This window comes from Acinetobacter sp. D009 (genome assembly GCF_038562025.1).
Classification (GTDB): Bacteria; Pseudomonadota; Gammaproteobacteria; order Pseudomonadales; family Moraxellaceae; genus Acinetobacter; species Acinetobacter pittii.
The window spans coordinates 1,110,080-1,136,372 of the sequence record NZ_CP151886.1; the positions used below are offsets into that span (position 1 = coordinate 1,110,080).

General features: G+C 37.8%; 22 protein-coding genes. 16 read left to right on the top strand and 6 right to left on the bottom strand.

Features of this window, described 5'->3' with window-relative positions; translation table 11 throughout:
* Positions 1-7 precede the first annotated feature (7 nt).
* The 5 genes from pcaF (at position 8) to AAC388_RS05205 (ending at position 3,936) form a co-directional block, all read left to right on the top strand.
* Positions 8-1,216, top strand: a complete 1,209-nt coding sequence (pcaF, locus tag AAC388_RS05185) for a 3-oxoadipyl-CoA thiolase (protein WP_068557411.1) — start codon at positions 8-10, stop codon at positions 1,214-1,216.
* A gap of 526 nt (positions 1,217-1,742) precedes the next feature.
* Positions 1,743-1,958, top strand: a complete 216-nt coding sequence (locus AAC388_RS05190; RefSeq protein ID WP_003650532.1) for a cold-shock protein — start codon at positions 1,743-1,745, stop codon at positions 1,956-1,958.
* Positions 1,959-2,065: 107 nt separating this feature from the next.
* Positions 2,066-2,293 carry a hypothetical protein gene (locus AAC388_RS05195; protein ID WP_003650533.1) on the top strand — a complete coding sequence of 76 codons (228 nt, stop codon included), beginning with the start codon at positions 2,066-2,068 and terminating at the stop codon, positions 2,291-2,293.
* A 68-nt stretch (positions 2,294-2,361) separates the two neighbouring features.
* Positions 2,362-2,568, top strand: coding sequence for a hypothetical protein (locus AAC388_RS05200; protein WP_068557014.1), 207 nt, complete (start codon positions 2,362-2,364; stop codon positions 2,566-2,568).
* A gap of 807 nt (positions 2,569-3,375) precedes the next feature.
* Positions 3,376-3,936, top strand: coding sequence for a TetR/AcrR family transcriptional regulator (locus AAC388_RS05205; protein ID WP_068557012.1), 561 nt, complete (start codon positions 3,376-3,378; stop codon positions 3,934-3,936).
* Positions 3,937-3,974: 38 nt separating this feature from the next.
* Here AAC388_RS05205 and AAC388_RS05210 read toward each other — a convergent pair whose 3' ends face one another.
* Entirely contained in the window at positions 3,975-4,841 is an 867-nt protein-coding gene (locus AAC388_RS05210) for a LysR family transcriptional regulator (protein WP_032038772.1), read from the bottom strand.
* A 329-nt stretch (positions 4,842-5,170) separates the two neighbouring features.
* On the opposite strand from AAC388_RS05210, the gene AAC388_RS05215 reads away from it, so the two are divergent.
* From AAC388_RS05215 to AAC388_RS05235, 5 genes are all read left to right on the top strand, one after another.
* Positions 5,171-5,602, top strand: coding sequence for a DoxX family protein (locus AAC388_RS05215; protein WP_032038770.1), 432 nt, complete (start codon positions 5,171-5,173; stop codon positions 5,600-5,602).
* Positions 5,603-5,634: 32 nt separating this feature from the next.
* Positions 5,635-6,549 carry a hypothetical protein gene (locus tag AAC388_RS05220; protein WP_032038768.1) on the top strand — a complete coding sequence of 305 codons (915 nt, stop codon included), beginning with the start codon at positions 5,635-5,637 and terminating at the stop codon, positions 6,547-6,549.
* 107 nt (positions 6,550-6,656) lie between these two features.
* The gene (locus AAC388_RS05225; protein WP_086355053.1) at positions 6,657-8,117 is read left to right on the top strand and encodes an alginate export family protein; all 1,461 of its coding nucleotides are present in this window, start codon (positions 6,657-6,659) and stop codon (positions 8,115-8,117) included.
* Positions 8,118-8,135: 18 nt separating this feature from the next.
* Positions 8,136-8,747, top strand: coding sequence for a M17 family peptidase N-terminal domain-containing protein (locus AAC388_RS05230; RefSeq protein ID WP_032038764.1), 612 nt, complete (start codon positions 8,136-8,138; stop codon positions 8,745-8,747).
* A 207-nt stretch (positions 8,748-8,954) separates the two neighbouring features.
* Positions 8,955-9,134 (top strand): hypothetical protein, encoded by a 180-nt coding sequence (locus AAC388_RS05235; protein WP_032038761.1) that lies wholly within the window; start codon positions 8,955-8,957, stop codon positions 9,132-9,134.
* Here AAC388_RS05235 and AAC388_RS05240 read toward each other — a convergent pair.
* Complete coding sequence (locus AAC388_RS05240) at positions 9,126-9,812, bottom strand: pirin-like bicupin family protein (protein WP_005068005.1); 687 nt, start codon at positions 9,810-9,812, stop codon at positions 9,126-9,128. The two genes, AAC388_RS05235 and AAC388_RS05240, sit on opposite strands and share 9 nt — an antisense overlap.
* A 189-nt stretch (positions 9,813-10,001) precedes the next feature.
* Positions 10,002-10,862: a siderophore-interacting protein gene (locus tag AAC388_RS05245; protein WP_064785906.1), complete on the bottom strand. Its 861-nt coding sequence runs from the start codon at positions 10,860-10,862 to the stop codon at positions 10,002-10,004.
* Between the two features lie 393 nt (positions 10,863-11,255).
* Between AAC388_RS05245 and AAC388_RS05250 the strand changes: the two genes are divergently transcribed.
* Entirely contained in the window at positions 11,256-13,103 is a 1,848-nt protein-coding gene (locus AAC388_RS05250; RefSeq protein WP_342371283.1) for an AMP-binding protein, read from the top strand.
* Positions 13,104-13,173: 70 nt separating this feature from the next.
* On the opposite strand, the gene basB is transcribed toward AAC388_RS05250, so the two are convergent.
* Positions 13,174-15,204 (bottom strand): acinetobactin non-ribosomal peptide synthetase subunit BasB, encoded by a 2,031-nt coding sequence (gene basB / locus AAC388_RS05255; RefSeq protein ID WP_342371558.1) that lies wholly within the window; start codon positions 15,202-15,204, stop codon positions 13,174-13,176.
* 630 nt (positions 15,205-15,834) lie between these two features.
* On the opposite strand from basB, the gene bauD reads away from it, so the two are divergent.
* The 5 genes from bauD to bauA all read left to right on the top strand — a co-directional run bounded on the left by bauD (position 15,835) and on the right by bauA (position 21,854).
* The gene (gene bauD / locus AAC388_RS05260) at positions 15,835-16,776 is read left to right on the top strand and encodes a ferric acinetobactin ABC transporter permease subunit BauD (protein WP_342371284.1); all 942 of its coding nucleotides are present in this window, start codon (positions 15,835-15,837) and stop codon (positions 16,774-16,776) included.
* Positions 16,776-17,723 (top strand): ferric acinetobactin ABC transporter permease subunit BauC, encoded by a 948-nt coding sequence (bauC, locus tag AAC388_RS05265; RefSeq protein ID WP_031996760.1) that lies wholly within the window; start codon positions 16,776-16,778, stop codon positions 17,721-17,723. The genes bauD and bauC overlap by 1 nt, the downstream gene beginning before the upstream one ends.
* Positions 17,720-18,490 carry a ferric acinetobactin ABC transporter ATP-binding protein BauE gene (gene bauE, locus AAC388_RS05270; protein ID WP_000582117.1) on the top strand — a complete coding sequence of 257 codons (771 nt, stop codon included), beginning with the start codon at positions 17,720-17,722 and terminating at the stop codon, positions 18,488-18,490. The genes bauC and bauE overlap by 4 nt, the downstream gene beginning before the upstream one ends.
* Positions 18,491-18,496: 6 nt before the next feature.
* Complete coding sequence (gene bauB / locus AAC388_RS05275; protein WP_078221189.1) at positions 18,497-19,465, top strand: siderophore-binding periplasmic lipoprotein BauB; 969 nt, start codon at positions 18,497-18,499, stop codon at positions 19,463-19,465.
* Between the two features lie 85 nt (positions 19,466-19,550).
* Positions 19,551-21,854: a TonB-dependent ferric acinetobactin receptor BauA gene (bauA, locus tag AAC388_RS05280; RefSeq protein WP_342371285.1), complete on the top strand. Its 2,304-nt coding sequence runs from the start codon at positions 19,551-19,553 to the stop codon at positions 21,852-21,854.
* A gap of 64 nt (positions 21,855-21,918) precedes the next feature.
* Here bauA and basC read toward each other — a convergent pair whose 3' ends face one another.
* Together basC and basD are read right to left on the bottom strand one after the other, a co-directional pair.
* A complete protein-coding gene (basC, locus tag AAC388_RS05285) occupies positions 21,919-23,229 on the bottom strand; it encodes a putative histamine N-monooxygenase (protein ID WP_342371286.1) in 1,311 nt (436 codons plus the stop codon).
* A 47-nt stretch (positions 23,230-23,276) separates the two neighbouring features.
* Positions 23,277-26,219 (bottom strand): acinetobactin non-ribosomal peptide synthetase subunit BasD, encoded by a 2,943-nt coding sequence (basD, locus tag AAC388_RS05290; RefSeq protein WP_342371287.1) that lies wholly within the window; start codon positions 26,217-26,219, stop codon positions 23,277-23,279.
* Positions 26,220-26,293: the final 74 nt, after the last annotated feature.

Genomic DNA, 26,293 nt, shown 5'->3' on the forward strand with positions numbered 1-26,293 from the left:
GTAGGAAATGACATTAAAAAACGCTTATATCATCGATGCCATCCGTACTCCATTTGGCCGTTATGCCGGTGGTCTTGCACCTGTTCGTACCGATGACCTTGGTGCTGTGCCGATTAAAGCCCTCATGCAGCGTAACCCAAATGTAGATTGGGAACAGGTCGATGATGTGATCTATGGCTGTGCCAACCAAGCCGGTGAAGACAACCGCAATGTTGGTCGTATGTCTGCACTTCTAGCTGGTTTACCGTATCAGGTTCCAGCAACCACCATTAACCGTTTATGTGGTTCATCACTCGATGCGATTGCCATTGCTGCCCGTGCGATTAAAGCCAGTGAAGCAAATCTAGTAATTGCAGGTGGTGTAGAAAGCATGAGCCGTGCACCTTATGTGATGGGTAAGTCAGACAGTGCTTTTGGTCGTAGCCAGAAGATTGAAGACACCACCATGGGCTGGCGTTTCATTAACCCTAAACTTAAAGAATTATATGGTGTTGACACCATGCCCCAGACTGCCGAAAACGTCGCTGAACAGTTCAACGTCAATCGTGCAGATCAGGACCAGTTTGCCTTGGCGAGCCAACAACGCACCGCAAGCGCGCAAGCCAAAGGCTTTTTTTCTAAAGAAATCGTGGCAGTTGAAATCCCTCAGCGTAAGGGTGATGCTGTTGTGATTGATACCGATGAACAACCACGTGCTTCAACCCTTGAAGGTTTAAGCAAGCTTAAACCAGTTGTTAAAGCAGATGGTAGTGTGACTGCGGGTAATGCTTCAGGCATTAACGATGGTGCAGCCGCATTACTGATCGCATCTGATGAGGCAGTTCAAGCTTATAACCTAAAACCGCGTGCCAAGATCATTGCGTCAACAGCAGTGGGTGTGGAACCGCGCATTATGGGTTTTGCTCCTGCACCAGCCATTAAAAAACTACTTAAACAAGCCAACCTAACTTTAGAGCAGATGGATGTGATTGAGCTGAATGAAGCATTTGCTGCACAAGCATTAGCAGTGACCCGTGATTTAGGCTTACCTGATGATAGCAACAAGGTAAATCCAAACGGTGGAGCAATTGCTTTAGGTCATCCGCTTGGTGCGTCAGGTGCACGCCTAGTGACTACAGCCTTAAACCAGCTTGAGCAAACAGGCGGTCGTTATGCCTTATGTTCAATGTGTATTGGTGTAGGCCAAGGGATTGCTTTGATTATTGAACGAATTTAACTTGTAACCTCAGAAATCTGTAACCTTTGAACTTTCTAAAAAGGTTACAACTTCACAGCCTTGCTTTATAAGGCTGTAAACCATGTAACCTTTGTAACCACTAGAATTTAATGGCTTCTAACCCACCGTAGATAATGTGAGAAGAGAGGTATTGATACAAAGTCAAAGCAAAGACAGTAAAAATCTTTTTGTATCATTAGTAATTTTTTTATTAAATATATTCTTATCAATATCTTATAGATTTTTTGTATTGGATTCCACCAAGATTTATAAACACTTAGAATCCAGAACTTCACCTTATTTTATAAATAAAATAAATATATATATTAGAAAACTTGATTAATTTTATTTTTCGTATACAATGAACATAACTAGAAAAAGTCATGTTTGGTAAATCTTCTCTAAGTACCGCAGTATTAGTCATAATCCTTCGTTTTTTTCAGATTTTCAGCTCCATTCTTTATTATTTCGATGTTACTCATAACCAATAAAATGGTTTAAATTTTTAAAAAAACTAGGATGTATTATGTCTAATTCAAATATCATGAAAGGTACTGTTAAGTGGTTTAACGAAGCTAAAGGTTTCGGTTTTATCCAACCAGAATCAGGACCAGACGTTTTTGCTCATTTTAGCGAAATCGCTAACTCAGGTTTCAGAACTCTTGCTGAAGGTCAACGTGTTGAATTCAGTGTTGCACAAGGCCAAAAAGGCCCAAATGCTGTAAATATTGTTGCTCTATAAATAATTATAAGCAGACATAAATGAAAAGCACTAATGAGTGCTTTTCACTTTAAATTAATTTTAAAGTTATTTTAAGATTATAAGTAAATTTTAATTTAGGATATAAATTGTTAAAAATAAATGATTTAATTGCAAAATCTAAAAATGGTACAGAAATTTTAGTGTCTTTAATTCCTCTAAATAGAATACAAAATACACGTGAAGGTTTTAAAACTGTTGAAGTTGGTAAAAGAGTTCTTCTTTCCTCTGGAATTGAAGTTGATTTAAATTTAGATGGTCGCACCTTTTATGCGTCTATAAATCAACTATTTAAATTAGATTATAGAGTTAGTTAAAACTCAGTTTGCTATTGGATATTTAGGCGGGTCCATTATTTCTGCCATAATTTTATTAGGATATCGTCATGCTTAAACAAAATATCAGTGTCAAAGACCAGTTTGGAATTAAATACGTCATTCAGGCAACTGTAGATCACTATTTCGCTAATACTCAATGTTTTTCTAATTTAAAATACATTACAGTTGAAGGTGAAGATATACGACCGGGTTTTGAAATGTTTTTTCAAAGTACTCTAAGTGGTAAAATTTTTAAAATTGATAAAATAAATTAATCTATCAACGTAGTACATTTATCGTTGCAGGATAGCGTTCTTTTAAAAATAGAAAAACCTCATAGCTTTAGGGCATATTGCAAATACTCAATTACACAATAACTTTAATAATAAAGCGCAGGTAGCGGAAGCCGCACTAGCGCATTTCTAGTTTCCTAAACCCATATATCTCAAAATTCCGCAACTTTATAAACCTCACTTTAACAATCACTTATCCATTATTTATCCTTACTTTTTAATGATCTAATTTAAAACAAATGTCATTTTGTGTGCTTGACTGCTAAAGAGCAGAGCACTATCCTTTGCCTGCTGGCCACATTGCCAGGCAGTTTTGACAGACTGCTCATGAACTTCCGCATCAGAGTTATTCTTTCTGAGGTATAACTTTGTGTGGTGACTACTCGTCCCTTTGCCGTAGCGGTAGGACGGGAGAGGGACACCTTTGGGTGTGCTAGTCTGAGTTCATGCTAGTCTGTCAACCTTCTTCCGTTCTGCCACCATAATTCTATAAATGTCTGGCAGAACTCCCAATAAAAAGGAGTTGGTTTTGCACATTCATAATTTCTTGGCAACGACTGCCAAAACCTATAATGATACAACTTAAAAATTTAAAGCAGCTTGATGACCTTTAGGGTTTTCAGGCTTTAAGTCATTACGGCTCAAAAAAACTTGAATTAACTATAAAACTTGAGATGTGCCAAGCACAGTCTTTACGGCTTTGCTATGCCTTTTTTTCTCCAAAAAAGGGCAGCGGTTTTTTGTATCTCATTTATATACAACAAAAATTTAATTTATAACGGTAAAACTATGCCAAATTTAGTTCTCCCAACGCGTGCTATGCAAGTCATTAATACATCGATTCATTTGTTTCACCATCACGGATTTCATACGGTTGGGGTCGACAGAATTGTGAAAGAGTCCGAAATTCCAAAAGCAACTTTTTATCATTATTTTCACTCTAAAGAGCGGTTTATTGAAATCTGTTTGATCGTGCAAAAAGAACGCTTAAAAGAAAAAGTAGTCTCAATTGTTGGGTACGATCAAAGTACAAACGTGAAGGATAAACTTAAGAAACTTTATTTCTTACATAGCGATGTAGAAGGGCCGTACTATTTATTATTTAAAGCAATTTTTGAAACGAAACTCACCTACCCAAAAGCCTATATCACCGCAGTGAGATATAGAACATGGCTCATCAATGAAATTTATAGCCAGCTTAGAGCACTTAAAAACGATGCAACTTTTCAGGATGCCAAATTATTTTTATATATGATCGAAGGCGCAATTATTCAGCTTTTAAGTTCGGATGTGGCAATTGAGCGGGAAAAGGTGTTGGATTGTTTTTTGGCGGGGTTGGTTTGTGGCTAATGAAAACCAATAGCTCTATGAGATCGAAAAGTCCTAAGCTATAAAGCTTCAGTAATAGATTGAAAATGTTGTTTTAACGTGTTTAAGAAAAGCTGAACCTTTTTTGGAATTTTTGATCCATAGGGCGTGGTAGCATAAAAATGAAGTTTTGTAGAAAATATGTCTTGAGAGCAATTAATAATCGCTCCCTCATCTTCATATTTTTTAGCCAAAAAATCAGGAATATATAAAATGCCCTTGTTTTTCTTACATAGATCTAAAAGTATTTCTATATTGTTGCAGATTAGTTGAGGGGGCGAATTAATAGTTTTATTTTCTAAGTCGGCTCTTGAATATAAGAATATATTGTGTTTTCTTAATTCTTCTATACTTTTAGGTTTTCCATATTTGTTTAAAAAGGCAGCTGTTACATAGAAGTTTCTTTTATAGCTATTTAGAATAAAAATATTTTCTTCTCTAACTTCCTCTTCAATTTTTAAAATAATGTCGAATTTATGTTCATTTATTTCCGATGTTTTTTCAGAAAATAATAAATCAATCTCGATATTAGGATATTGAATTAAGAAATTAGAAATAATATCTGAAAAGCAAGTTTGAATAAAAGCATGTGGAGCACTAATTTTTAATATGCCCTCTGGGTACTTTTGATCATAGATGAAGTCATTGGCAGCCAAATCTAATTCTTTAACAATAGCTTTACAGCGCTGATAAAACTTCTCTCCTGAGCGGGTGAGGTCCATCTTTCGGGTGTTGCGCGTAAACAATGATGTACTGAATAAACTTTCTAGATAAAAAATTCTTTTAGAGACTTGATCTCGAGTAATACCTAAATTTCTAGAGGCATTACTAAAATTTCCATTCTCTACGACACTAATGAAAGTATAAATACAGTCTAGTTTATCCATTAAATTTTGAAAGGCTAACTTGGCGTGTCGCTAAACTATATTATCATCTTTTACTTATCAATCATTGTATCTTTTGAGGATACAGTTTGTATTTAAATAGGTATCTAGTAGTTTACGTTTATTTTTGATTTTATATATATTGTCTTTTATTTGGATTTACTCGGTGGTTTATAAAAATATATAGGTAGTATTTTAAAATTAAAAAATTTTATCTGGCTTTAAAAAATTATTTTTAAGAGACTGGTTTTATATTAAATACATCGTTTTATTAATACTGCGATGGGTGTTTATAAATGATTAGAAATAAAGAATATCAATGAGGTAAAGAAATGAGTGGCTTGATTAATAATAATCCAGTATGGGTTAAAAAGATTTTATCAATTCATGGATTGCTTCCACTTCTTCGAGTTGCATTAGTTTCAGCCTATTTGGTTGGTGGAATTAATAAGTTCATCGGTTTTCATGCGGCTATTGAGGAGCAAGCAAGTTTTGGTTTGCAACCGGCTTGGCTCTGGGCAGCCGCAGCGATTGTGATTGAAATTGTGGGTTCGCTCTTGGTTATTTTTAATCGTTTTGTCTGGTTAGGAGCAGGGGCTTTAGGCTGCTTAACCGCAATAGCGATGCTAGTTGCCAACGACTTTTGGAATCATACAGGTCCTGCATTTTTTAGTACGTTTAATAGTTTTTTCGAACACCTCGGTCTTATCGCTGCTCTGGTGATGGTCACTATTCTTTCTAATCAACAACCAAACAAACAATAAGCTACAGCATCTAATTCTAATAGGAGTCTTTTATGCGTAAATCATTATCAGCTTTGCTTTTAAGCACAATGCTAGTGGGCACCAATGTTGCCATTGTTCCTCAGGTTTTAGCCAAGACAACAACGAGTGTAAAAAGTGAAGCACCCGGCGTAGCTCCTCAATACGATACAACACATGTGTATGTTAACCCCGAAGACTTCGATAAATTTACCGATAGCTTAGTGGCAACATTTGGGGGAACTAAATCTAAACAAGGCATTTTTCAGGTCACTCCAACACCAAGCCAGACCATTTCCCAACTTGTATTGACCCCAGTAGGAACATTGTCTGTATTCGGTTTTAAAACTCCAGTCCCACATCCTTTTGGCTTGGAAAGAACAGGCTATTTAGTCAAAGATATGGATGCGGCAGTGCAGTCTGCTAAAGCAAATGGCGCTGATGTCATTGTTGAGACATTTCCAGATCCGATCGGGCGTGATTCAGTCATTCAATGGCCGGGTGGCGTGAATATGCAACTTTATTGGCACACCACTAAACCGAGCTATAACAAACTAGAAACTGTGCCAGAAAATCGTATTTATATTTCAAAACAAAGTGCGGATTCTTTTGTTAAAAAATTCGTCAATTTCTCACACGGTAAAGTGGTTTCAGACAACCCTAAAGCGGCTGGTGTAGAAATTGGACGTCCAAATGAAACCTATAGACGTATTCGCGTGGAATCTGATTTCGGCAAAATGACAGTGTTGGTTACCGATGGTCATCTTCCTTACCCATATGGGCATGATATGACGGGTTATGAAGTCAAAAACTTATCTGAGACTTTAGATAAAGCGACAAAATCTGGTGCGACAGTCTTGGTGAATGCCTATAAAACAGATGGTCGAGAAGCCGCGATGGTACAGTTCCCGGGTGGTTATATTGCTGAAATTCATGCCGCTACAAAGTAATTTATTGCCTTAATGATTGATAAAACAACACTCATATTGCTTAAGGGCAATGTGGGTGTAAACGACTAAGTCTTTGCAATGATCTATTGATTACCGTGGAAAACTAGATGGCCCAGCATATTTCTAAAGATAGAAAATATCGAATTAAGTGCTCAGAAACTTACCGTAAAATAATTAAAATAAGTTTATTGCTGACGGGGAGTTTATTTTTTTATGAAGTTACTCATGCGGAAAATGAAGCTTCAAATACAAATGCATGTCCAACTCGTCCAAAAATCTCAACGAATCGCTGGCAGGAAAATTGGGATGTTTTAAAAAATCCATGTGTGCCAAAGAAAATAGGTGATGATTTTAAATATATACCTTTTGGCGATAATAATTATTTATCACTAGGGGCAAATATTCGCGAGCGTTTTGAAGTCAATAATAATGCGAGATTTGGTAGCGGAAATAATCAAGCCGATCGCTATTTAATTCAAAGATTACAAGTTCATGCCGATGCACGTATAGGTGATCATTTACAATTATTTACTCAGCTCAGTGATGCGCGAGCGTTTGATAAAAAGAATATTAGCAGTACCGATCAAAATAGACTTGATATAGAACAAGCCTTTATTGCGTGGGTGAGTCCTTTAAATAATGGAACTTTTAAGTTTAGAGTTGGGCGTCAAGAGATGGCTTTTGACTTGCAGCGCTTTATTTCGAATCGCGAAGGGCCAAACGTTAGACAAGCTTTTGATGGTATTTGGTCTGGTTATGAATATGGCGATTGGAGAGTTTTAGGCTATCTCACTAGACCTGTTCAGATTGAAAAAGATTCAACTTTTAATGACCACTCGAAAAGCGATTTAAGTTTTAGCGGCTTCCGTGTAGATAAACAAAATGTGTGGGGAGGCGAGTTATCTGGTTATTACTCTCGTTATGAACGCGATAACGCATCTTTTACAAGCGTTAAGGGAAATGAGATTCGAGACTTATATGATGCTCGTCATATGGGTAAAAAGAATAATATTGATTGGGATGTTGAAGGTATGCTTCAGCGTGGAAAGATTGGTGGACAAACTATTCAGGCATGGGGACTCAGTAGCATTACGGGATATACGTTTGCTGAACAAGCTTGGTCACCACGTTTAGGCGTCCAGTTTGATATAGCCACAGGCGATAAAAGCGCCAACGATAATGAACTCAATACTTTTAACCAGCTCTTTGCAAACGGCTCATATTTTACTTTGGCGGGTTATAGTGGCTACAGCAATATCATTCACATCAAACCATCTCTTACACTTAAGCCTTCCGATAAACTCACCCTATTAACCGCATTAGGTTTTCAATGGCGTGAAACCACCAATGATGCAGTTTATTTCCAAGGCAATAACAGCATGGCGAACACAGCAGGACAAGGTTCAAGCTGGACGGGAGCATATATTCAACTAAGAGCAGATCAAAAAATAAATTCTAATCTGTCTGTTGCTGCCGAAGGAGTACACTTTGAAGTCGGAGACACGATTAAGAGAGCTGGAGGTAAAGACTCAAATTATCTGGGTGTTGAACTTAAATATGGATGGTAAATCGAGAAGAGAAAAAATATGGGCACAGATTTAAAGCAAACAAAAATTGGCTATTATCAAAATCTAGATATTGAACTGGTGACTTGGGACTGCACCTCGGCTGAGGTTGAACTTTCCTGTGCTTGTATTTTTGAACATGAAATGAATAACCGTTCTTTTTCTGGCGGTTTAGCACATTTAGATGAAGCACTAAATGGAAGGTTAAATGAAATACGGAAAAATAATTGGTTCAGTGCGAAATTGAACGATACTCTTTTAATAAATCAAACGCCATCGACCATACAAGCCTCTAAAGTTTTACTGATAGGAATGGGCGCTCCAGAAGAGTTTACGTTAGAGAGAATCAAGACCGCGATAAAAACTGTTGTAAAGACAACGCATCAACTGGAACTGAAAAGTGTGGCATTTGCCCCTAGTATTTTAGATACAGGTCTGAATCCTCCCTCTGGTTTAAATGAAGTAATGCTGCAAGCTCTCAAAGAGGAACTAGACCGACATCATCAGCTTCATTTGCAAAATTTAGTCAAAAAATCTGAAATTGAAAGATGGGTTTTTGATGCGGGTTTTCAAAATTATGATGCGAAGGCCGAGCAATATATAAAGTCTTTTTCTAAAATTTTTTATAGCTAATATTTCAACTTATCAAAAAACAACTTGTTTATTAAACATGACTCATATAATAAATGGGAACACAACAAGCATCTCTATAGCTTGATCTAGGAGGTCGCTATTTGAAATTATTTATTATTATATTCATAGTCATTTTTTCTAGTATTGGACTCATTTGTTTAATCGCACTACTCAGAAATTTAAAAAATTATTCACCCTCTGGTGAGCATGATCATTCATCTGCTTCAACACATCATTTTCACGATAATAGTCCGAGTCATCATCATAGCTCTAGTTACTCAAATGACTGTTCATCATCATCTTCAGATTCAGGAGGATGTGATGGCGGTGGTGGGGGAGATTAAAAAAAGCCCTTTTATGCAAAGGGCTTTTGATGATTTAAGGTAAATCGAACCAGATAAATTGACTGTCTTCAGTTGCGTGAATTGTCGCTTTATCTTCAAAAACTAAAGCATCGCCTGCTTTAACTTCTTGATCGCCAATGCGAACTACACCTGAAATCACGTGCACATAGTTCACTTTTTTAACTGTATCAACCGTTAACTCATGTCCTTTTTCCAATACGGCAGATTTTACTTCTGCATTTTGGCGAATATGCATTGGTGCATTTGCATCAGGACCTGCAATTAAATGCCATTTGTTTGGATCTTTACGTGGGTCAAGATTAATTTGCTGGTAATTTGGCTCTGCATCTCTTTCATCAGGAATAATCCAGATTTGTAGTAAATGTACAGGCGTATCAGTGTTGTTGATTTCACTGTGGGCAACACCTGTGCCGGCACTCATAAGTTGCCATTCACCCGCTTTAATCTGGCCTTCATTTCCCATGGTGTCGCGATGTGAAATCGCACCATCTAGCACACAAGTTAAGATTTCCATGTTGTCATGGGAGTGTGTACCAAAACCATTATGCGCATCAATCTGGTCGTCATTAATTACACGTAGAGCGCTTACACCCATATATTTAGGGTCGTACCAGCTACCAAATGAAAAGCTATGATAAGACTCTAACCAGCCTGCTTTTACATGCCCTCGATCTTCACTACGATGTAGATAAGCATTCATGATCTAATCTCCCAAATTTTTATTTATCTCTTGAGAAATATAGTAATGTTCTATGTGAGGTTAAAAAATAGGTTAACTGCAACATGTCGTTGCATAATTGATATGGTCGTATAGCTTTATATTTATAGATATTGTTGACCCATAAAAAAAACCTGCACAAAGCAGGTTTTATTCAAATGATTGCTGATCTTAATTTGCTAAATCAAGGTCATCATATTCATTCAACGTCTTACCTTGCTGAATATGTTTTTGATAATGTTGAGCACGGAGTATGTCTAGTTCTGAACTTGATACGCCATCTCTCCAATAGCCAGCAATACGCACGTCATTTTTATTAAACTGTTTGTCTTCTAGAAAAAACTGGCGTAAAGCTCTGGCTTCTTTGCGTTCGCAAGCCGCCCAAATCGTAATATTGTCATAAGTTTTTAGTGCAAATGCTGCTTTTAAAAGAAGACCTTTTTGTGGCCTGTGATGTTCTTTATGGAACGAATGAATTTGAACATGGTCATGATGGGGTAATTGGCTAGCAATATCTTTTTCAAAACTTTCAATAAAAATATCAGCACTTACGCCATTTTCCCATTCATTCAATATGGAATATAACGCGGGTACAGCTGTATCGTCGGCAAACATGACCACATGTTTTTTATGTATGAAATTGGGAATGAAATGAGGGCGGGGGCCAATAAGCCCGATTTTTGTACCCACTTGAGCCGAATTAAGCCATTCCATTGCTGGACTTAAATCTTCATGTTTAACAAAATCAATTTCGATTTGAGCATTTACAGGATTGAACGAACGGACCGTATAGACGCGTGAGATGGGTTGTCCCTCTGGCGGATTGCTCACAATTAACCGAATTGCCAAATTAGGAGCTTGCCAAAGCTCTGGCTGTAATGTGTTGATTTTTCCTTGAATTCTGACAATGGACGGATACGGCGTATGGATCGAGACGATAGTCATCTCAAGCTGTTCCATATCTTGTAAATGGTCTTTTTCTTTTAGTAAGTCGCCATATTCTTGTTTCGATTTTTCTGCAATTTTTGTCATACATATAACCCAAGCTTCATGATTACTATAGAGCGTAATAATTGATATAGATGTAGTCTCTCTATTCATTACGATAACTAAATTAGCTCTAAATGTAAATAATAATCATTATTAATTGTGGTTTTTAGTTCATAAATATAGCCCTCTAAATGATTAGAATTAAGCTTAAAAATTACCTTATTATTTTGATATTTATGATTTTTTATAAATAACTCTTAAAACGAGAAAATTGATATTTCTCTTAATATTAATTGTAAATGATTATCATTTGTATTATTGTGCTGGGATATCTATTATTCGAACAAACAGCGATAGAGACGACATTTTTATAACTTTGTTTTGAATATTAGGTTGGGTGGTATTGCATAAAGAATAGGGTGAGGACCAACATAAATGCTAAAAGATTTGAGTCAAAATTTAGGGCAAATGAATGATAAAAATAACAACGTAGAAAATTTCTTAAAGCGAATTTATGAAAATATTTTTGAACAAAATTCCAATCGAACAGCACTTATTTTTGAAGACCGTAGCATTAGTTATGCTGAGGTAGAGACTCAGGTCGTCAAAGTCATGTATGCGCTAAAAAAGCAAGATTTGGCGACAGGGTCTGTGGTTGCAATTTGCCTAAGAAAAAGTCCTGAGCATATTTATACCGCTTTGGCCTGTGCGCTTACGGGCATCATTTGGTTACCTGTAGATATGGATTCTCCGCCATCGAGACTGAACTATTTATTGAAGAATAGTCGGGCAGATGTTGTGGTGAGTGACTCATCTATTGCTGGTGTTCAAAACCTAAATATTAACGAAATTTTATCGGCTACAACTGAGTATGAAGCGAGCTTAAATGCCGAAATTAACCGACTTCCGGCATATTATTTATATACTTCGGGAAGTACAGGGACTCCGAAATGTGTGGTCCTAAATAATCAAGCCACTGAAAACACGCTACAACAAACGATCTCGGAATGGGGAATTACTGCTGACGATGTGATTATGGCGGTAACACCGTTTCATCATGATATGTCGGTATTTGATGTTTTTGCTTCAATGGCAGTGGGTGCAACTTTGGTGGTTCCATCCTTTGAGCAAAGTAAAAATGCTGTTGTCTGGGCCAATTTTGTAGATCGTTATAAGGTTACAATTTGGAGCAGTGTGCCTGCTATTGTCGATATGCTGTTCAGTGTAGCTCAAAAAGAACAACTACAGTCTTTGCGTTTAATTGCCCAAGGCGGCGACTATATCAAACCTTCACTCATTTCGAAGTTAAGAGAACAATTGCCTAACGCTTGTTTATTTTCATTAGGTGGACCTACAGAGACAACAATTTGGAGTATATGGCATGAAATAAATGAGCAAGATCAGGAAATTATTCCGTATGGAAAAGCTTTAGAAAATAACCATTATTTTATTTTGGATGAAAATCTTAAGCCTTGCCAAATGGGCCAGATCGGTACGATGTATATGACCGGCCTGAATTTATCAAATGGTTATTTACTTGATGGGGAAATTTATTATAAAGATTTCGTTGATATTCAAGTGAGTGAAAATGAAACTCAAACTGCTTTTCGCATGAGTGATCAAGGATATTTTAGGGAAGATGGAAATATTATTTTTGCTGGACGTGAGGAGGGTTATTTAAAGATAAAAGGCGTGAGAATCTCTGCGGCCGAGGTTGAAAATGCTTTAACGAAGAACCCGTATATTCATAATTGTGTGGTGGTAAGTTGTGTACATCCAACGACTGAAACTCAAGAGTTAGTCGCCGTTTATACCCTAGAAAATAAATACAAAACTACTCGCTTAAATAGCCCCGAATTAAAGAACTTTTTAAAAGTGCATTTGCCAAGTTCTCATATTCCTTCGAAATATTTGGCCGTCGAAACCATACCTTTGACCCGAAATGGAAAAATTGATCGTAAAGCTGTGCAAGAAATCGCTCAGAGTAAAATTTACGTATCTTCAACGTTGGCTACAAATTCCACTAAAACACTGTCATCAGTCGCTGAGGTGGGAGATTCGGTCTTATCGGTTTTCCGTGAATGCATAGCTGATAGCCAAGCTGAAAGAATGGATATTTTTTATAGAAGTGAAATATTAGCGATAGGAATTCGTCCGAAACAACTCATGAGTATTGCTCAGAAACTTTCTCGGAAGCTTAATACACAAATTGATTTTTATACACTCATTAGCTGCAAAACAATTCAGGATGTGGTGAATAAAGTAGAGCAGCAAATAAAATAGAAAAATTGGAATGTGCTTAAAAGCAGAGTCGAGATGTTTGCTTTTAAGCACATGGTTGGTTTTAGGACAACTAGATTTGAGCTAAGGTTGCCTTAATTTTTTCACAGATACTTTGCACTGTTGCAGTCGGGAAGCGATGGGCTTGATACGTAATGATCATGCTTAACTGATGTTGTCCATCAATCACATTTTCCATAATTTCAAAATGTAACCCGAACATTGATTCATCACGTTCCGGCAAGATCTGACGATAAGGAAGGTCTTGTCCCTGAGGTGTTTTGAGCGCGCCGTTTAAAGCGTTATTTGAATGGATATGAATAAACACATCAAATAACAGTCCTTCATCTGCGCTCATTCCTAATGCATTTTGAATATGGTTGATGGGAATATCTGCATAGGCCATCGAGGTATTAATCATTGTGCTGATATTGTGGAGCAATGATTGGAATGAATCTGAAGGGCTAAACTGTGTGCGATGCGCAACCATGGTCGTAAAATAACCCACCGTATCAAAAAACTCAGGATCAGTTCGTCCAGATGCAGAAGTGCCAATCACAATATCTTTTAAATTGCCTTGTTGCTGTAACGCATTGGCGATTGCAGTATAGAGAACCGCGAAAATAGAAGAGCCGTGTTGTCTCGAAAATGCGAGGAGCTTGTCATGCATTTCCGGTGCAAATTTAAGTTCGAGCCATTGGACTGGAGGTTTTTCCTTTTCAGCATTTAATTCATTTTCTGAAACAGGGAGACTTAGACCTTTGGTTGCTCCTGTTAGCAGGTTAGTCCAATAATTTAGATGGTCTTGGTTAATCCCTTGCTTTTGCTGGAGTAAAGAAAAATCAATAATAGATTGGGCAGGTGTCTTCCAGCTTGGTGCTTGAGCAGTTGAGCGAGCAAGATAAGCATGCGCAAGGTCAGCCATAATGGTATTTAAAGACCATTCATCAATCACCATGTGGTGAACTAAAAACGATAAAGTTTGGCGACCTTTGGCATTTCGAATTAAACGAATTCTTAAGGGAAGTTCGCGAGTTAAATCAAATTTATATGAAGCTTCACTGGCAAGCGTTGCATCGTTACTTTCGGCACTGTTCCAAAACCATTTGAATTGTTGAAGTTCAGACGTAGGAACAACCTGTTGATAGGTTTCACCATTGGCGCTATTAAAAATTGTGCGTAAACCTGCATGGCGCTCAACAATATCTGTAAATGCTTGCAAGAAAACATCTTCATTAATTTCTTCAAGGAATTCTACGGCAAATGGCAAGTTATAAATTGGGCTAAAATCGAACGCAGAATAAGCTTGCCACAGGAAATCTTGAGCTAAAGTAAGTGGGGCTTTATCGACACTTTGTAAGGTGGATTTTTCAGTTTTTGCAGATTTAACGAAAGCATATTGGGCTAAGTCAGCAGCAGATGGAGATTTAAAGAAATCATTAAATTGAATCTCAATTCCATGTTTATTGAGTAGATTTCCAATAATTCGTGTTGCTAATAGTGAATGGCCGCCAAAATCAAAAAAGTCATCATGTTGGCTCATTTCTGGCTCAGCGAGCGTATTTCGGAACTCTTCTAAAATAATTTCCGAAACATAAGCTTGGTTAGGTTGTTCTGACGCTTTTGTGAAACTTGTATCTAGATGATGTGAGATATCAATTTCATTCAGTACCAATGGCATATTATTGGGTGAATATTGTCGATAGCGATTTTGTATGGCCTGAATGAAATCTGACTTTTGATAGCTTTCATCAAGAATCGGGTGGAGCGCTAAAATCAGGAAATAGTCTTGTTCAGTTTCTACGAGACTTGTAAAAAAAGGGGGATGAAATTCTGCATTCCATGGTTGCGCTTTTAAGTTAGCTATCTGCTCAAATACTTGTTCTGTATTGCTCTTTTTTAATTCTAGGCAAGCTGAATGATCATCAAATGGATATTTGTATAAATCACCTTCGTCACTAAATGTATAACGGACATTTAAGTCAGGCGTAGTTTTAATAATGTCTTGAATTGCTTTAATCAGCAGTTGAATGTCTAAACCTTGATTAACTTTCCACAGATTAAAACGTCGATTAACTTGTTCAGGCTGCTGTAGTTGCAACATCCAGATATGTTCTTCGTAATCAGTAACCGAAAGGAGAGAGGGCGATTTGGAAAATTGTTCCAACATAAATGAATCCTGGTTTATCAAATGGCTATTTTCATCAATTTTTATTTCGCAAATTTTTTACATTAGATTAAATTTCATATAATTCATAATGTTATAGATTTGCTTGTTTGCAAAAATTGACCTTTTTCTAATGAGTTGATGTCCACATGAACTGTACTGATGTAACAGTAGGGTTACATTTTACCTTTAAACATACTATAATTGATTCTCATTTACATCAAGATTATTATTTGCAAGAAGATGGTGCCAATTGAGAATGACGAATTTTTAAAATAGAAAATAAATAATAAGTGATTGATTAATATTTATTTAATTCGAAATTGGTTCGGCAAAAATAATTTAAAGATGAAAAAACGATCCTCAGAATAGGGCTGTGATTTTGCCTATTCAAAAGGAACTAATTCTGTTGTCTCGATAAAATTGAGGAATTTTCATGAGAATATTCAATCATGAAAGGTTAATAAGCCCATCAAATATTGAACAAATTTTCCCTCGCTTTGGTTTGATGGGACTAAATTTACAATTTGCATCGGTTTTATTACGCTCAAGTGGGGCACGCCACTGATGCAATTCGGCTTATTTTTTATTTTTATCATTTTATGTATTTGTTCATTATTGCTCGGAGCTGAGCAAATACAGTGGTCTACCTTATTTTCTTTTTCTCATGAGAGTTGGCTCACTCTTACAGCCAGCCGTATCCCTCGTTTAATTACCATTGTGCTCACCGGTATCGGGTTGGCGGTATGTGGTGTCATCTTGCAGCATATTGTGCGTAACAAGTTTGTTGAACCGGAAACGTCGGGCGGTTTAGATGCTGCCAAACTAGGAATTTTAGTGTCGTTAACTTTAGTTCCGGTAACCAGTACGCTGAGTAAAATGATATTTGCGATCATTTTTTGTTTTATTGCCAGCTTAATTTATATCGCAATTATCCGTCGAATCCGTTTTAGAAATACGGTTTTAGTACCGGTTATTGGCTTGATGTACGGCAGTGTACTGAGTGCCTTAGCTGAGTTTTATGCCTATCGCTTTAATATTTTACAAAGTATGCAAGGGTGGCTTTTAGGAGATTTTTCAAAAATTGTCCAAGGCCACTATGAAGTTATTTACATTATTTTTCCGATTGTTGTCCTGACTTATCTTTTTGCACACCGCTTTACCGTGATTGGTATGGGTGAAGAGATGGCTTCTAGCTTGGGACTTAATTATGCAGCTATAGCCGCTATTGGTTTAATACTGGTTGCCATTACAGTTTCGACCACAGTAATTACGGTTGGTGCTATTCCTTTTGTCGGGCTCGTGGTCCCTAATTTAGTCGCACTGAAATACGGAGAAAACTTAGCTAAAACCTTGCCCATTGTGGCTTTGGGTGGGGCATCTCTATTACTGGTTTGCGACATTCTTGGTCGCTCGATTATTTATCCATTTGAAGTGCCAATTGGACTTACCGCAGGTGGTGTGGGGGGAATTATTTTCCTCATCCTCATTGTGAGGGAGTTCAGATAATGCGTATTACAAAGCTATGGACGATTTATCTAATTGTCATCTGCCTAGCAATAAGTTTTTTATTTTTAAACTCAGGGTTAGATTTTGATTACGTCATTCCTAATCGACTTCTGCGTCTTGCCACGATTGTGATAGCTGGTATTTGCGTTGCTTTTTCCTCGATTGTTTTTCAGACACTGGTCGGTAATCGTATTTTGACTCCCTCAATTATGGGCTATGAAGCGATTTATCTCTTATGGCAAGTTTTGTTGTTGTTCTTTTGGGGAACGCATGGATTAAGCCAGTTAGGGGTAAATGGTAATTTCTTTATCTCAATCGTTTTAATGCTGCTTTATTCGTGGGTAATCCATAAGTGGTTATTGCCATATGGCAGAAATGATGTCTTTCTCCTGTTGCTTTTAGGTTTAGTCCTTACGATGGTCGTCGGGACGGTTACTCAATTTATTCAACTCAAAATTAATCCTGGTGAATTTTCTGTTTTCCAAGGCCTTAGCTATGCTTCGTTTAATCGCTCTCAACCAGAAACTTTATTTTATGCCAGCCTAGCCGTAGTCATTGTTCTATTCCTTGGTAGGAAAGCACTTCCTGTTTTGGATGTTCTGGTTTTAGGGCGCGAGCAAGCAATTTCATTAGGCATTCATCATCACCGTTATGTCAGTTTCTATTTAGCCCTGATCGCTATTTTGGTTGCGGTATCTACCAGTCTGATTGGCCCGACAGTATTTATGGGCGTATTCATTGCCAATATTACTTATGCACTAGCAAGAAGTTATAAGCATAAATTAACGCTGCCCATGGGTTGTGCCATCACGATTGCCATATTTATTGCTGCTCAAATTTTAGTTGAGCACGTTTTTAATTACAAAACGACCGTCAGCATTCTGGTCAATCTCGTATGTGGCATTTATTTCCTTGCGCTGACGGTTCGTACCCGAGGTGTTGCATGATTCATGTCAAGAATATCAATAAGTCATATGGAAATAAGCCAATACTGACTGACGTAAATGTTGAATTTCCTACAGGTCAGGTGACGTCACTCATTGGTCCAAATGGAGCCGGAAAATCGACTTTACTCATGATGATGGCACGTTTAATTGAGCCGGATAAAGGCGAGATTTTTCTTAATCATCAAAATATTGCGGATATTAAAACCGCTGTTTACGCCAAGCATGTCGCGACTTTACGTCAAGCACCCGGCTTTAATTTGCGCTTAACCGTAGAAGAGCTGGTTTCATTTGGACGCTTTCCCTATAGCCGTGGTGTTTTAACCGAGCAAGATCGTCAGGTGGTTGATGAGGCGATTGAGTTTCTTTCTTTAGAGCCGCTGCGCAAATCTTACATCGATGAAATTAGTGGTGGCCAAAGGCAAATGGCCTTTTTGGCGATGACGATCGCACAGCAAACAGACGTACTTTTATTAGACGAACCCTTAAATAACCTTGATATGAAACATGCCGTTCAAATTATGCGCGCACTCAGGCGCTTATGTGATGAACAAGGGCGCACTGTGATTTTAGTCATTCATGACATCAATTTTGCCACGAATTATTCGGATCATATTGTCGCGCTGAAGAACGGCAAGCTTCATTTCAGTGGGTTAACCGAACAAGTGATTACAGAGGCGCAATTAAATGATCTGTACGAGCTTGATTTTGAAATTACATACAGTGAGCGTGGCTGTATGTGTAATTACTTCAACTCATCTGGAGCTTGAATACATATGAACTGGAAGAAAAAGTATGGGGGAGTCGCCCTCATCATAGCGGCAGCTGTCACTCTACAAGCATGTGATCAAAAAGTTGCAGATACCACTCAGGCTTCTCAGAAGCTAGCAGAACCGATTACGGTAAAACATGCGCTTGGAACCACGGTGATAGATCATCTACCGCAACGCGTTGCCGTACTTGATATGAATGAAGCTGACTTTTTAGATCAACTGAATGTCCCGATTATGGGAATGCCAAAAGATTATGTTCCACACTTTTTGGAAAAATATAAAAAAGATACACAAATTCAGGATTTGGGTGCAATTGTACAACCCAATATGGAACGGATATATGCATTAAAACCAGACTTGATTTTGATGACACCATTACACGTTAATCAGTATCAGGAACTGTCAAAAATTGCCCCGACCATTCATTACGATATTAACTTCAACAATAGTGAGAGTAATCATATTGGTCTGGTTAAAGACCATATGATGACCTTAGGAAAAATATTTAATAAAGAAGATTTAGCCCGCCAGAAAGTTTCTGAACTTGATGAACAGGTGAAGCAAGTACAAGCCGTAACGGCCAATCGCCCAGAAAGAGCGTTAGTCGTTCTTCATAACAATGGGGCATTTAGTAATTTTGGTATTCAGTCACGCTATGGCTTTATTTTTAATGCTTTTGGGGTAAAGCCTGCAAGTGGTGTGGTGGATACAAGTCTACATGGGCAACCAATTTCGAGTGAATTCATCAAAAAAGCGGACCCGGATATTCTCTATATCGTGGACCGAACTGCTGTGATGGAACATCGCTCAAACATTAATGCTGCCAGTGTTGAAAATCCATTATTACGTCAAACCAAAGCGTGGAAAAACGGTCGTGTCATTTTTGTCGATGCCGATGCGTGGTACACCACGGCTGCAAGCCCAACCTCACTTAAAATAGTGATGGAAGATGTAAAAAAAGGCTACCAATAAATTTTTATGCACATCACGTAATCAAATTTTACAGCATAAATTTTCACTATTTTGCTTTGTACTTTAAGCAGATAGTCAATAAAAAATGAATCACAACATTAAAGGTCTTTCAATGAACAACGTTAGCGATAACCGTAATTTTAAAAGTGGGAATGATCAAAGAATTAATCACCGTTCTTTTGTATTAAATGGTATTGCATCTGCACAAATGGCCCTTCGATTAGGCTATGCATTAGGCACTGTATTTGTACTATGTGCATCAAATACCTATGCTGCTGTTATTGATAATTCAACAAAAACTCTAGAACAACAACAAGCTGCTCAAACAAATGTAGCAGCTTTACCAGCAATTACCGTAAAAGCTGAACAAGACGATACTTATGCAGGTGGACAAGTTGCAACATCGAGCAATGTTGGATTTCTCGGTAGTAAAAAATTTCTAGATACGCCATTTAATACGATTAGTTATACAGATAAATATATCGAAGATAAACAGGCAAAAGATATTACAGAAGTGATTGCAGCAACTGATCCATCGATATATACCAACGGTGCAAGTGGTGGTTGGAGTGAAAACTATTATATTCGTGGATATGCTTCGAGCACGAATGATATGTCAATGAACGGACTTTTTGGTATCACACCGTTTTATCGAACTTCTCCGGAAATGTTTAGCCGCGTTGAGGTGTTGAAAGGTCCTTCCGCTTTGTTAAATGGGATGCCGCCAGCAGGATCGGTGGGTGGAACGGTAAATCTAGTGACCAAATATGCGGCTGATGAACCGTTTGCACGATTGACCACAACTTATATGTCGGATGCTCAGTTTGGTGGACATGTCGATGTTGGAAGAAGATTTGGTGAAAATAAAGAATTCGGCGTTCGTATCAATGGGATGTATCGAGATGGTGATGCAGCAGTTAATGATCAGTCGAAAGAAAGTCGTTTATTTTCGCTTGGCTTAGATTGGCAAGGTGAAAAAGCACGTGTTTTTGTTGATGCTTACGATGCCTTAGATCATGTTGATGGTGTAACACGTGGTGTTAACGTCTCTACTGCAGTTGGAATTCCGAAACCACCGAAAGCGGATACCTTACTTAGTCCGGATTGGGGCTCTGTTGAAACCAAAGATAAAGGTGCCATGATTCGTGGCGAATATGATTTTTCTGATCAGTTAATGGCATATGCGGCTTATGGACAAAGTACAACCCAATATAAATATAATGGGGCAAGTGCAGGAACGATTACGAGTAGCACTGGAACACTGAGTTCAACACTTGGACAACTTGCTTTTGACGTCGATAAAAAATCAGCAGATGCTGGTTTTAAAGGTAAGTTTGAGACGGGGCCTGTGAAACATCAATGGGTCGCCAATGCAACCTACTATAATCATGCACAAGATGATTATGGTTATAGAATTATCCCAGGTTTTAGTAAGCCTGTTATTACGAATATTTATGATCCAAATCCAAATTGGGGGCCTAAACCGGAATTTACACCGCCGTTTCTATTTCATTCGACACTCTCCACCTCTAGCTTCGGTTTAGCCGATACATTGTCGTTTGCTCAAGATAAAGTACAGTTGACTTTAGGACTTCGTCATCAGACTGTAAAAGCAACAAGTTCTGTTAATACATTGCCTGAAAATGCTAAATCAGCAACCACGCCTGGTGTCGCCTTACTGATTAAAGCGACTGATAAAATTTCTGTTTATGCAAACTATATTGAAGGTTTGACAAAGGGAGATCAGGCACCTGCAACTACATCAAATAAAGGGACAATATTTCCTCCTCAAAAAACCAAACAACAGGAACTTGGTTTGAAGGTTGATTTGGGGACATTTGCGCATACATTGAGTGCATTTGAAATTACCAAACCAAATAGTTATTCAGATCCTTCACAGCTTGTGAATAACTTACCTACCTTTGTTTCGGATGGAGAACAACGAAATCGTGGTATTGAATGGTCATTCTTTGGTTCACCGATTGAACATGTACGTTTAATGGGGGGCTTTACCTATCTTGATCCTGAACTTACCAAGACTAAGAGTGGAGGAAACGATGGTCATACAGCAGTTGCTGTGCCAAAAAATCAGGCTAAGCTTGGAGCAGAGTGGGATACTCAAGTAGCACAAGGGACTTTAACCTTATCAGGAAATATCAATGCAGTTTCCAAGCAATATATTAATGCAGAAAATACCTTGTCCGTACCTGGGCGTACGCTCTTAGATGTTGGCGCACGCTATAGCACGAAAGTCGAGAACCACCCAGTTACTTTCCGCGCCAATATCTATAACTTAACCAACAAAGCGTATTGGGCACAGCCACAATTGACGAATTTGGCTTTAGGTGCACCAAGAACGTATATGCTATCTGTATCATATGACTTTTAATTTGTTGTAATCTTCAACCGAATAAAAAACCCGCAATCGCGGGTTTTTTTATGATATTTATATTTTATTTTGGCAAACCATAGTGCTGGAAAGAAGACTGTTTAGGAATTCGATAAGCATTACGCCCCAGTAATTGATTAATAATTACTGAGTTTCGAGTTGCTCCGATTCCTAAATCTGGAGAACCAACGCCTTGCTGAAAAATCTCAGCATTTTGAATGAAAATTCGACCTTGTCCCTGATCACAACGTAAAGCCGTAAAGTCTTCTTGAACAATACAATCATTTTTATCATCAACAGCTAAAATAGAACCTTTCATATTTTGGAACCATTCAGGCCAATCATGAACATAGCCTGTAGCTGCGACAAGGGCATCAGTTTCTAATTCGCAACGTTGATCGAGTTGGGTGTGTAAACAGGTTAAACGCAGAGAACCCGATTCAAGTTCTTCAACCGATTCAACTTCGCAGCTTGTGTATAGGCTTAAACCGGATTTTTCACCGGCCACTGAACGCTCATAAAGTACATCATATATATCACCAATGGTTGAGAAACTAATTCCTTTATAGATCAGGCCCTGACTAGCAGCAATATCGCGGCGTTTATCTCTAGGCAGGCTTTGGAAATATTGCATATATGCAGGGGTAAAGCACTCTTGTCCAAGTTTAGAATATTCCATCGGGTGAAAGCCGGCAGAACGTGTGATCCAACGAATAGATGCACCTGCTTTTACTTGTTCTGGTGTAAGTGAATTAAATAAAGCAAGTACGCATTCTGCTGCACTTTGGCCCGAACCAATAACCGTGACCTGTTTACATTGCTTGAGTTGTTCCTGAATTTTTGCAAACTCCGCTGAATGTTTTACCAAAGGGTGTTTGCATGTTTCTAGCCATTTAGGAATTCGAGGTTTTGTTCCAATGCCAATCGCCAGATTTTGGCTTATATATTTTTGTTTTTCGCCCGAGGCTGATTCACTTTCTATAGTAAATTTATCGAGCTTGGCATCATATTCCACATGACTTACGTTTTCTCCAAATCGACAATCGGGTAATTGTTTTGAAGCCCAACGGCAATAATGATCATATTCACGGCGTGGAATTAAAAAACTATCGTAATAATAAAACTGATGTAAGCGATCATGTTGATGTAAATAATTAATATAGCCTAAGGGATGGCAAGGATTGGCCATAGTAACCAAGTCGGCAAAGAAAGGAACTTGTAATGTTGTGCCTTGCAATAGCAACCCTTCATGCCATCGAAATTCTGGTTTACGTTCTAAAAATACGCTTTTGATTTCGGGATGATGAGACAAAAGAGCAGCTAAACCTAAGTTGAATGGCCCAATACCAATTCCGGTAATATCTATTTTTTTCATGTTTATACTTTATCTGTTTCCAAAATTATGAAAGTTAAAAATACGAATTAATGTGGTGTTAGTAGTTTCTCTACATCAGCAATATTACGACATTGAATAAGTTGAACAGGTGAGAGCTGAATCGCGTATGTCTCATTGATACGTTTTGAAACGACCTTTAAATGATGTGGACGCAGCCCGAGATGAGTAAAATGAGTTGAGCTGTCCACTTCCTTATTTGGTGGTTGGCCTATCACTTCTAAATAAATATCGAGTAGTTGATTTTGCTGTTTAGCATTATTTTCAAGTGGTATAGATGAATGATCGGACTCATTATTCTTGAAATATGGCCGTTTATTTTGAAGCTCACTGAAAAAATTACTGAGATCAAAACTGAATATTTCTGAACCAATAATTTGCTTGATTGCCAATTGTAGTGCATTCAAGAAATCATCAATCATGTGGGATGGAAATGCTTCTTGGGCATAATCAATATCGAAAATCAAAGCGCCGTCATTTCTTGTGCTAAAGCGAATATCAATTGCAACTTGAGGTGTTTGAGTAAGGCCATCTAGTTGCTGAATAGGATGAGATTCAGATAATACAGGCCATGACAAACCATTTGTAATTACAATCGGTAATACTGGAGCAGTGCCAACTTTTTCAAATAATAGTCGAGCGAGATCAACGCCTGAAAATGAAAGATGCTGTAAACCCTCTAAAACTTCAGTTTGCAAACGGTTTGCTTGTTCAGCAAATTGATCTGAAGTTTTCCACTCAACAGCAATAAACGTAGAACTATTGGAAAATGGTCCGGCATAGAGGGGAAGTGTAGGAACAGCAACACATAGAGATTTGTCAGTGTTCCAATGAGATAGCACTTCCAAAATAATCGCCATGATGACTGAGTTTTTAAACAGTGAATGTTTCGCTCCAATTTTAGACAACTGTTTAAATTGATCTTTTTCTATAACCAGACTGTTACGTTGGTAATGTGAAGTCGATAAATGCTGTAAGGGTGTTTTCCACGGAAGCGCAGGAATAGCCGATAATTTAGAAAATTTTCTTTCCCAGTAAGCCATATCTGCCTGATGAACAGACAAGCTATTTTCAACTTCATTTTCTTCTATTTGCGTTTGGATATCATGTTGTTGTCCATCGAATAGCTCTAACATTAGTGAAGCTATAGATCGGCCATCTAAAATTAATGCATCAAAGCGGACAAAAATCGTTAATAAATTATTTTTTAATAAAAAGACGGTGATATTCCAAGGCGACTGATTTAAATCAAATAGCTCATGCGTATAACTATTTTTATAGGACTCGATGTGGTGAGAAGCACGTTCAGGTTCCCATGTAGTTAGGTCTATTTCTTTTAAATTGATACTCACTTGATTGCTTACATATTGTACTAACCTATTTTTATCAATATAGGTTCGTAAGCTGTCATGCCGCCGTACCATTTCTGTCAATCGTTGTTTTAATAAAACAATATCCATTTCGCCGTGATACTGCCTAAACTCTTGCATGGCAACACCACCTAAAGGAAGGGCTTGAGTTCGGCCTAATAGGTAGGCTTGCTGTAACGCGTTTAATGATTTTTGGGATGTACGATCTGATGGAGTATTTTGGGCTGGGCTTATAATTTGTGTATTAAGTTGTTCAGGGTGCGCTGCAAGATTTTTAAGTAAATGAATGAAAGATTTAAATAAATTCGTGATCCATTCTTTGGGTAGAGCATCTAAACGGATGTCCCAGTTAACTAAAATACCGTCATCTACATGAGCAACTTGTGCATCAAGTGCAACTTGTGGCCCTTGTGAAATGACCCAATTCATTGAGCCAAAAACACGGCGGACACGTTCGGAAAGTAAATTATCATTTTCTAAATCAAGTGCCGCTGTAAATACCACGGGAGCAATCTGTGCACTACCATGATAACGGGATAGGTCACGTAGAACATTAACACCCGAATAATGTGAATGCTCTAATAACTCAAGCATTTGATTTGCTATTTGTTTGCAGAATACGGATAAGGTAGTTGTCTCTTTCATATCGACATTTAGAATGACTAAATTAGCAAAATCGCCAATAGTGCCTTCGACATTTTTTAAAACCGGTTCGCGCCAAAAAGTAGGAATATTCAATCGGAAGCTGTGATCTTTGGTTGCATGACCAAGCGTATAGGCAAATAAACCTAATATCAGGTTAGTCACAGTAATGTGTTGTTCTCTAGCAAGTTGCTGTAATGCTTTTCGTTCTTCCGGCGATAACCACGTACTTAAACGATCACTTTTTGCTGTTTTGAATTCTTGATTAATGAAAGGTAGAGACGGAGCAGGGCTAATATGAGGCAGACGTTGTTTCCACCATAAGCGGTCTCGTTGGTTTAATTTTTTTAGGTCAGGGTCTGTCCGTATTTTTTGATACCAGTCAAAAAAATTAGGCGGATGGGAGAATGATATTTCTGGGTCTTCATAAAACAAAGAAAGATCTTCCATTAAGTTCAAAAAGCTGGAAGGATCTATAGCAATCATGTCCGTATCTACATGAAAACGGAAAATATTATTTTTAAGAACACTTACAGAAAATCTTGCAGTTTGACCCTGACTTAAATCAAGTTTTTGATGGGTCCATTGCTCGCGTTTTTGCATGAGCATTTGCTCAATTTGATGATCGCTAAGCTTTGAAAAATCATCGACTTCTAATATCTGTTGAGTCTTCTCAGACATAATGTTTGCGATGCCATCGGCGCTCAAACTTAACCTCAAAATAGGGTGTTCTTTATAAAGTCGTTGAAGTGCTAAATGTAATTTTTGTAGATCAATAAATTGACCGTCAAATTCTGCATAGAGGTGGGCAGCAACCCCACCTAAAGTTGCGTTGCCAGAGCGACCAAACCAGCAGGCCGCTTGCATCGAAGTTAATTCACACATTGAACGATAACTCGGTTGACAAATTAATCTTGTTTCAGCATCATACAAACAAATGAAAATGATTACCAGTTGCATTTGTTAATCATTTCCAATTTTGCTGTGAATATATAGCTTGTCCGTCTTAAGAATTTTCTTTTGTCGGTATTCAA

Excerpts from the sequence above, each read along its gene's own strand:
- pcaF (WP_068557411.1), top strand. The coding sequence starts at position 8 with ATGACATTAAAAAACGCTTATATCATCGATGCCATCCGTACTCCATTT.
- AAC388_RS05190 (WP_003650532.1), top strand. The coding sequence starts at position 1,743 with ATGTCTAATTCAAATATCATGAAAGGTACTGTTAAGTGGTTTAACGAA.
- AAC388_RS05200 (WP_068557014.1), top strand. The coding sequence starts at position 2,362 with ATGCTTAAACAAAATATCAGTGTCAAAGACCAGTTTGGAATTAAATAC.
- AAC388_RS05205 (WP_068557012.1), top strand. The coding sequence starts at position 3,376 with ATGCCAAATTTAGTTCTCCCAACGCGTGCTATGCAAGTCATTAATACA.
- AAC388_RS05210 (WP_032038772.1), bottom strand. The coding sequence starts at position 4,841 with ATGGATAAACTAGACTGTATTTATACTTTCATTAGTGTCGTAGAGAAT.
- AAC388_RS05215 (WP_032038770.1), top strand. The coding sequence starts at position 5,171 with ATGAGTGGCTTGATTAATAATAATCCAGTATGGGTTAAAAAGATTTTA.
- AAC388_RS05220 (WP_032038768.1), top strand. The coding sequence starts at position 5,635 with ATGCGTAAATCATTATCAGCTTTGCTTTTAAGCACAATGCTAGTGGGC.
- AAC388_RS05225 (WP_086355053.1), top strand. The coding sequence starts at position 6,657 with ATGGCCCAGCATATTTCTAAAGATAGAAAATATCGAATTAAGTGCTCA.
- AAC388_RS05230 (WP_032038764.1), top strand. The coding sequence starts at position 8,136 with ATGGGCACAGATTTAAAGCAAACAAAAATTGGCTATTATCAAAATCTA.
- AAC388_RS05235 (WP_032038761.1), top strand. The coding sequence starts at position 8,955 with ATGATCATTCATCTGCTTCAACACATCATTTTCACGATAATAGTCCGA.
- AAC388_RS05240 (WP_005068005.1), bottom strand. The coding sequence starts at position 9,812 with ATGAATGCTTATCTACATCGTAGTGAAGATCGAGGGCATGTAAAAGCA.
- AAC388_RS05245 (WP_064785906.1), bottom strand. The coding sequence starts at position 10,862 with ATGACAAAAATTGCAGAAAAATCGAAACAAGAATATGGCGACTTACTA.
- AAC388_RS05250 (WP_342371283.1), top strand. The coding sequence starts at position 11,256 with ATGCTAAAAGATTTGAGTCAAAATTTAGGGCAAATGAATGATAAAAAT.
- basB (WP_342371558.1), bottom strand. The coding sequence starts at position 15,204 with ATGTTGCAACTACAGCAGCCTGAACAAGTTAATCGACGTTTTAATCTG.
- bauD (WP_342371284.1), top strand. The coding sequence starts at position 15,835 with ATGCAATTCGGCTTATTTTTTATTTTTATCATTTTATGTATTTGTTCA.
- bauC (WP_031996760.1), top strand. The coding sequence starts at position 16,776 with ATGCGTATTACAAAGCTATGGACGATTTATCTAATTGTCATCTGCCTA.
- bauE (WP_000582117.1), top strand. The coding sequence starts at position 17,720 with ATGATTCATGTCAAGAATATCAATAAGTCATATGGAAATAAGCCAATA.
- bauB (WP_078221189.1), top strand. The coding sequence starts at position 18,497 with ATGAACTGGAAGAAAAAGTATGGGGGAGTCGCCCTCATCATAGCGGCA.
- bauA (WP_342371285.1), top strand. The coding sequence starts at position 19,551 with ATGAATCACAACATTAAAGGTCTTTCAATGAACAACGTTAGCGATAAC.
- basC (WP_342371286.1), bottom strand. The coding sequence starts at position 23,229 with ATGAAAAAAATAGATATTACCGGAATTGGTATTGGGCCATTCAACTTA.
- basD (WP_342371287.1), bottom strand. The coding sequence starts at position 26,219 with ATGCAACTGGTAATCATTTTCATTTGTTTGTATGATGCTGAAACAAGA.